Raw genomic sequence first — 7634 nt, forward strand, 5'->3', positions numbered from 1 at the left:
TCTTCAAAGAATTTGATTTATTTTGTTAGTGATCAGTGCAAGCGGTTGCATTAATATAAAAATTTTTGTATAATAATTGTAAAAGATACACCTAAAATAGACGTAAAGATTTATAATGAAAAGAAGATTAAATAAATAATTAATAATTAGTTATAAATAAAAAAGAATATAGGAGGGTAAAATTGATGGATATTAACAATCTTCCAAGAGTTGCTTATTTTTGTATGGAGTATGGACTACAATCAGATTTTAAAGCTTATGCAGGAGGCCTGGGAATACTAGCGGGTGACCATTTAAAAGGAGCTAAAGATTTAAATTTACCACTGGTGGGAATAGGTCTTAAGTGGAAACAAGGATATACGGAGCAGTTTATAGACAAAAATGGAAAAGTTTATGATACATATCATAATTACAAATATGATTTTCTACAAGATACAGGGATAAAAGTAACTGTTAAAATTAGAAATTTAGACGTAGTGTGTAAGGTTTGGAAATTAGAGGAATTTGGGAATAATCCACTGTATCTCTTAGATACTGATATACCAGAAAATGGAGATACTTGGATAACAGGGCAATTGTATGGATGGTTTGGTGAAGAAAGAATTGCTCAAGAGATAGTGCTTGGTATTGGTGGAGTAAAAGCTTTAAGGGCTTTGGATATTCCTATAGATGTATATCATTTTAATGAAGGTCATGCAGCATTAGCCGCTACAGAACTTATTAAAGAAAAAATGCAATCAGGATTCAGCTTTGAGCAGTCTTGGAACAAAACTCGCGAAGAAGTAGTATTTACAACGCATACGCCAATAGTTGAAGGTAATGAAGCTCATGATATTTCTAAATTAGAGTATATGGGAGCATTTAATGGATTAACTAAAGAGCAAATGATTAGATTTGGTGGAGAGCCATTTAACATGACTGTAGCGGGACTTAGACTTTCAAGAAAAGCTAATGCTGTAGCACATCTTCATATGGAAACCGCGAATAAAATGTGGAAAACTGTTGCTGGAAGGTCTGAGATTATTGGTATAACTAATGGAATTCATAAACCATCTTGGGTTGACGCTCGAATTACTAATGCGTATGAAAATAATGGAGACCTGTGGGCGACTCACATGACTGTTAAAAAGGAATTAATAGAATTTATTAATGAAAGAACAGGTGCCAAACTCGCTGCAGATAAATTGCTTATTGGATTTTCAAGAAGAGCTGCACCATACAAGAGAAGTGATTTGATATTTACAAACGAAGAGATTATTTCCCCACTACTGAAAAGTGGAAAAGTCCAAATTGTGTTTTCAGGTAAAGCTCATCCCCTTGATGATACAGGAAAAGAGATAGTTGCAAAGCTAGTACGCATGATGAAGAAGTATCCCAATAGTGTTGTGTTCCTCGAGAATTATGACATGAATATAGGAAAAATGTTAACTAGAGGATCAGATATCTGGTTAAATAACCCAAGAAGGCCTCTGGAGGCCAGTGGAACTTCGGGAATGAAAGCTGCAATGAATGGTGTGCTTAATTGTTCTATTCTAGATGGTTGGTGGCCAGAAGCTTGCGTCGACGGTGAAAATGGATGGCAGTTTGGAGACGGCGTAGGTCTTAATGATCTATCAGTAGTTGAATTAGATAAACATGATACCCAGGCTCTTTATGATACTTTAATAAATAGAGTTATGACTACTTATTATGAAAATAGAGAAAAGTGGGTAGAAATGATGAAAGAAAGTATTAAAACTACAAGTTATGAATTCTCAGTAGAGAGAATGTTAGATGAATACTATAACAAACTGTATATAAAATAATATTTTTAGGAGAAACTCATGGTAAATCATGAGTTTTTTCTATTATTAATGTATTATGATGGAATTAACATTAAAAGTAAGTTATTATTAATATATTCATAACTATATAAATGGAGATGATATTATGAGGCTGTTTGGTCCGACACATGAAGATATTTGGAAATTGCTTAGTGAGGATATTGGCGCAAAAATTATTGCTGAAAATTCAAGTTCTAAAAAGTATGAAGTTATAAAAAAATTTCATGATTGGATCATTGTTTTAGATACTTGTGATCCGGATAATAGATATAAGGTTGTATGTACTAGAGTTTATTGTGCATTTTTAAATGAACATGGGTTTAAACTTAAAGTGTTTGGAGAGTATTTTAATAATTATTTTCCTAATTTTTTCGGTATGCAAGATATAAAAGTGAATTATGACGATTTAAGTGATAACTTCGTTATTAGAAGCAATAGCGAAATGGCCATTAAAATATTTTTAGAAAATAGTACTATTAGAGAATTAATAAACATGCAACCTGATATGTTGCTAGAAATAGTAAGTGAAGAGGGGTGTGAAATTACGCCTAATGCGAATAGTACCCTGAGTGTTAAAATTCCTGGAATAATTAAAAATAATGAGATTCTAAAAAATTTATTTGAGTTAATCGGAGAAAGTCTTTTAGAAATTGAAAAAATAAGTAAGGAAATTCAAAATTTACAAGTCAATAATTTTACTCATTTTGATGTAATCAAGAATAGTGTTAAAAATGGCTTGATTGAAAGTGTTCAATATAAGAATCTTAAAAAAGATATAATTAGTAATGTAAATAAAGTTATAGATAAAACTAGTCATTACTACTCACATAAAAAAAATCAAGTTAGTAATTCTGAATTAGTAAAGAAAAGTCAATCTAAAGAAATTTATGATAAAGAAGATAAATCTAAAGAAATCTATGATACAGAAAATAAATCTGAAGAAATAAATAGTAGACCATTGTGTGATTATATGGATAATAAGTCTTTGACCGCATCTGATGGTAACACTAATACAACAATACAAACTGAAAGTATTGTTGTAAATAGTCCAGAGGTAGATGTAAATGATTTGAATATTGATACCAGCAATTTGAAGATTGATGACAGTTATTTGAAATTTGATGACAGTTATTTGAAAAATGAAGACAGTTATTTAAAAACTAAAGAATGATAACTATAAAAAACACAACTTCCAGCTTGAAGTTGTGTTTTTAAATTAATTTATAAAATTTATTTTACTTCAACAATCCATCCTTCAGGAGCTTCTACTTCGCCGAACTGGATTCCATAAAGTGTATCATAAAGTTGTTTAGTAATTGGACCTACCTCTGTTTCGCTGTGGAAAACATGAAGTTCGCCGTTATATTCTATACCACCAATTGGTGTTATTACAGCAGCAGTTCCACATGCACCTGTTTCTTTAAATTCAGCTAGATTATTTATTAAAACATCTCTTTCTTGTACTTCCATTTTAAAATATTCCTTTGCTATGTGAATTAGCGAGTATTTAGTTATGCTAGGAAGTATTGATGGTGATTTTGGAGTTACAAATACATTATTATTAGTAATTCCAAAGAAGTTTGCAGCACCAACTTCTTCAATTTTGGTATGAGTTGCAGGGTCGAGGTAAATGCAATCTGCAAATCCTTTTTTTGTAGCTTCTACATGTGCAAGAAGGCTTGCAGCATAGTTTCCACCAATCTTATCACCACCCGTTCCATTAGGCGCAGCTCTATCATACTCTTTTGAAATCATAAAGTTAACTGGGGCTAGCCCTCCTTTAAAATAAGCGCCGACAGGGCAACAGAATACTCCAAATAAAAATTTAGGAGCTGGTCCTACTCCAAGGTTATCACCAATACCTATTACATACGGTCTAAGATAAAGTGTCGCACCAGTTCCATATGGTGGAACAAAAGCTTTATTTGCTTTAACAACTTGCAAACATGCATCAACAAATTTCTCCTCAGGAATCTCAGGCATAAGAACACGCTTGCAACTCCTGTTAATACGTTTAGCATTTTGATCAGGTCTAAAAAGCTGGATTTTATCGTCCTTTGTACGATAAGCTTTTAAACCTTCAAAACATTGCTGACCATAATGAAGAGCTGTTGAAGCTTCACTGATACTAATATTGTTATCTTCAACTAGTTTTCCATCGTCCCATTTTCCATTTTCCCATATTGATATATAACGTAAGTCTGTTTTGCTATAAGCAAAACCTAGTTTATCCCAATCGATGTTAACATTTGTACTCATATTAATCCTCCTATTATGTAGAAATTTTTTTAATTTAAAACATTTTTAAACAATTTAGATAGATAATATTAATTCAATTATTTTTGTATGCTGTAAAAATACGTATATTATATTTACAATAGTATAACATATAATATGGCTATGTAATTTATTATCAGTATTTTAATAAAAAAAAATCAGAATATTTTAAAAATGAATAAAAAAAGTTGCATTAATAGATAGAAACTCCATTAATGTAACTTTTTATTTATTACCTAAGTAATTAACCGCATTTTTCCGCCTAAGATATTAGTTTAACCCTTCAGGAATATTTTTTTTATCTTTCCTCATGTTATTAGCTAGATCATTTAAACTTTCAAAACTTGTACTGTTTTCCATTTTATATTACGTAAAATGAAATTACTGTTATTAAAATAGTTTATTGAAGCAGTTTTTGCATAGTGTAGTTTTACCCTTGTTGGCAGAAAAACAGGCATCCTTTGATACCGGTTTTCTACAAATTTCACATATAAATTTCAAAGGGGAACTATTAATATCTACAGAATTTGATTTATTTTTTTTAGAACATTTATTCTCTTTAGAATATTTATTCTGTTTAGAACCCATGATGTTTTTTTTATTTGAAGGAAGATCATAATTTATAGGCTGCTGTTTTTCTTTCTTTTCAGCTATTGAGTAATTCATAGTATATGTACTTTCACCAAAAAGCTCTAATTCAAACCTAGGATTTTCGGTATCATAAAATTCCTCAATAATAAGTCTTGTAACTTGGGCGTCATTTACTATAAGTCCACTTTTCTCTATGCCATCGAAAATACTTTTCGTTATATTGGTTGTATCAGGATGTCTTTTTTTACTTTTATAGAATACTTTTAAAATAGCAATAAGGGATTCAGTTAAGAAAATACTTGGATTTTGACTTCTACATTGATAAGCAATCTCTTCTTCATATAAAGCATATCTATCATGGTATTTGCCAGAATTATAAGGTAAAATAGCTCTGCCATTTATGTTAGAAAGTTTAAAATTAGATTTTGTAATAGGTGAGCCTTTTATTATGACCTTTGCGTATGTATTACTCATATGTGCCTCCTAGGATATGGCTTGTATAGATGATGAATATTAATTTCTCTTCCTATGATACAATTATATCATAGGAAGAGAAATACCCAGCTAAAAATCATATAAAAATTTGATATGCTAAAGTTAATAAAGTATAATTAGCTTGTGTTACGAGCAAGGGGATTTTTTATGAATATGTAGAAGGAATTATATAAACTATATTAAAGGTGGTAAAAACAATGGAGAAGGATATTAAAATACTTGCAATTGAATCAAGTTGCGATGAGACAGCGGCAGCAGTAGTAGTAAATGGTCGCGTAATTTTATCAAATATAATTGCATCACAAATAGATATACATGAAAAATTTGGAGGCGTTGTTCCAGAAGTGGCATCTAGAAAGCATATAGAAGTAATAAGTGCTGTGGTTCAAGAGGCATTAGATGAGGCCAAAGTTACACTAGATGATATAGATGCAATAGGAGTGACATATGGGCCAGGGCTCGTAGGAGCACTACTCGTAGGAGTTCAATATGCTAAGGGCCTCGCATATGCAACTAATAAACCTTTAATTGGAGTTAATCATATAGAAGGTCATATAAGTGCTAATTTTATTCAATATAAGGAGCTTGAACCACCGTTTGTGTGTTTGGTAGTTTCCGGAGGGCATACAACTATTGTATATATGAAAGACTACGGTGAATTTGAGGTTATGGGGCAAACTAGAGATGATGCAGCGGGAGAGGCCTTTGATAAGGTGGCTCGTGCTATTGGGCTAGGGTATCCTGGTGGACCAAAAATAGATAAAATATCAAAAGAAGGAAATGAAGATGCTATAAAGTTCCCAAGAGCTAATTTTCATGAAGTTAGTTTAGATTTTTCTTTTAGTGGAGTTAAATCTTCGGTGTTAAATTACCTTAATAAAATGAATATGAAGAATGAGAAAGTCAATGTGCCAGATGTGGCAGCATCTTTTCAAAAGGCAGTGGTTAATGTGTTGGTTCGCAATGCTTTAAAGGCATGCGAAATTAAAGGTGTAGATAGAATAACAATAGCAGGTGGTGTTGCCTCAAATTCTTGCTTAAGAGAGACGATGATAAGAGAAGGGCAAAAGAAAAATATAAAAGTTTTGTTTCCCGAAATTGTGCTTTGCACTGATAATGCAGCTATGATAGGAAGTGCAGCTTACTTTGAATTTATTAAAGGAAGAGTTTCGGGACTAACGCTGAATGCGATACCAAATTTAAAACTTGGAGAAAGATAGGGGAAGAAAAGGATATTATAATTCAATATCCTTTTCTTCAAGTTTCCTATTAATGAATCTTTCGGTTATTAGTAAAACAATTGCCATTGTGGGTACTGCAAAGAACATTCCAATAATTCCAAAGGTTCCACCACCTATGAGTATGGAAAGGATAATAAGTAAAGGGCTTAAACCAACAGATTTACCAAGGATCTTTGGACCTAAATACAACCCATCAAATTGTTGAAGACAAATAATGAATAAAAGCACCCAAACAGCTTTTATAGGGCTAAAGAAAAGAGTAATTAAAAAAGCAGGAACCATACCAATAAATGGACCAAAATAAGGAATCATATTTGTAATTCCAATTATTAAGCTTATAAGTAAAACGTTAGGGATTCTTAAAATAGTAAGTCCCATAAAGCATATAATCCCAATAATGAGAGAGTCAATAAATTTTCCTATAATAAAACCTGAAAAAATAGAATTAGATTCGTTACTAAATTTTAAAAAACTATCTGCGTTTTCTTTTTTCAAGATAGCATAAATTAGTTTTTTTATATTTAGCATTAATTTTTCTTTATCCTTTAAAAGATATAAAGATATAACAAACCCAAGCAAAAAATTCACAAGTGAAGAGGTAATACCTAGGGCTGTTAGGAAAGCAACATTAATACTAGTATTTAGATATTTACTTAAGTTAGACATTAATGTTACGGTTGTATTATCTAAATATTTAGTTACACCATACTTATCGAGTAATTGAACTTTATCTTGATTTTGAAAAAACCAAGTTCGAGTTTTAGATATATAATCCGGAGCTACATCTGTTAATTCACGAATACTTTTACCTATATTAGGTGTTAATATGGTGATAGTAAAAACTAGTAAGCCTACAACACAAATGTACATAATAAGTAAAGTTAGAGCGCGCCTTGTGTGAAATTTTTTTTCGATATTAACCATTATTGGGTTTAATAAGTAAGCTATACCGAATGCCCACATAAATGAACTTATATATGACATAAAAACACCAAGGGCATTGGTAACTAATCCTATATTATTAATTATTCTGAATAAAACAAATGATAATAAAATTACAGGAATTAAATTTAAATAAGGGATTTTTTTATCTTTGAACAAGCTTAATTCACTTCCTTAATTATTAATTATTTTGATAGTATTGCGATGATAAGATTATATCATAAATAATAACTATAAAATATTTTTATACAGTTTTTATGTAAAA

At 30.8% G+C, this 7634-nt stretch carries 6 protein-coding genes; 3 read left to right on the forward strand and 3 right to left on the reverse strand.

Annotation, left to right across the window (positions count from 1 at the left end; all coding sequences use genetic code 11):
* The first annotated feature begins 185 nt into the window (after nucleotides 1–185).
* The gene (gene glgP, locus JJE11_RS10650; protein WP_291635380.1) at nucleotides 186–1805 is read left to right on the forward strand and encodes an alpha-glucan family phosphorylase; all 1620 of its coding nucleotides are present in this window, start codon (nucleotides 186–188) and stop codon (nucleotides 1803–1805) included.
* A gap of 124 nt (nucleotides 1806–1929) precedes the next feature.
* Complete coding sequence (locus JJE11_RS10655) at nucleotides 1930–2994, forward strand: hypothetical protein (protein WP_291635382.1); 1065 nt, start codon at nucleotides 1930–1932, stop codon at nucleotides 2992–2994.
* Nucleotides 2995–3053: 59 nt separating this feature from the next.
* On the opposite strand, the gene JJE11_RS10660 is transcribed toward JJE11_RS10655, so the two are convergent.
* Nucleotides 3054–4082: a branched-chain amino acid aminotransferase gene (locus JJE11_RS10660; protein ID WP_291635384.1), complete on the reverse strand. Its 1029-nt coding sequence runs from the start codon at nucleotides 4080–4082 to the stop codon at nucleotides 3054–3056.
* A gap of 408 nt (nucleotides 4083–4490) precedes the next feature.
* Nucleotides 4491–5165 (reverse strand): RusA family crossover junction endodeoxyribonuclease, encoded by a 675-nt coding sequence (locus JJE11_RS10665; protein ID WP_291635386.1) that lies wholly within the window; start codon nucleotides 5163–5165, stop codon nucleotides 4491–4493.
* A gap of 218 nt (nucleotides 5166–5383) precedes the next feature.
* Here JJE11_RS10665 and tsaD point away from each other — a divergent pair, with 218 nt between their 5' ends.
* The gene (tsaD, locus tag JJE11_RS10670; protein ID WP_291635388.1) at nucleotides 5384–6406 is read left to right on the forward strand and encodes a tRNA (adenosine(37)-N6)-threonylcarbamoyltransferase complex transferase subunit TsaD; all 1023 of its coding nucleotides are present in this window, start codon (nucleotides 5384–5386) and stop codon (nucleotides 6404–6406) included.
* 15 nt (nucleotides 6407–6421) lie between these two features.
* Here tsaD and JJE11_RS10675 read toward each other — a convergent pair whose 3' ends face one another.
* A complete protein-coding gene (locus tag JJE11_RS10675) occupies nucleotides 6422–7528 on the reverse strand; it encodes an AI-2E family transporter (RefSeq protein ID WP_291635390.1) in 1107 nt (368 codons plus the stop codon).
* Nucleotides 7529–7634 lie beyond the last annotated feature (106 nt).

The sequence above is a fragment of the Clostridium sp. genome (assembly GCF_016650095.1).
GTDB lineage: Bacteria > Bacillota > Clostridia > Clostridiales > Clostridiaceae > Clostridium_AD.

What these genes read in the sequence shown, in the direction of transcription:
- glgP (WP_291635380.1), top strand. Translation starts at nt 186, where the DNA reads ATGGATATTAACAATCTTCCAAGAGTTGCTTATTTTTGTATGGAGTAT.
- JJE11_RS10655 (WP_291635382.1), top strand. Translation starts at nt 1,930, where the DNA reads ATGAGGCTGTTTGGTCCGACACATGAAGATATTTGGAAATTGCTTAGT.
- JJE11_RS10660 (WP_291635384.1), bottom strand. Translation starts at nt 4,082, where the DNA reads ATGAGTACAAATGTTAACATCGATTGGGATAAACTAGGTTTTGCTTAT.
- JJE11_RS10665 (WP_291635386.1), bottom strand. Translation starts at nt 5,165, where the DNA reads ATGAGTAATACATACGCAAAGGTCATAATAAAAGGCTCACCTATTACA.
- tsaD (WP_291635388.1), top strand. Translation starts at nt 5,384, where the DNA reads ATGGAGAAGGATATTAAAATACTTGCAATTGAATCAAGTTGCGATGAG.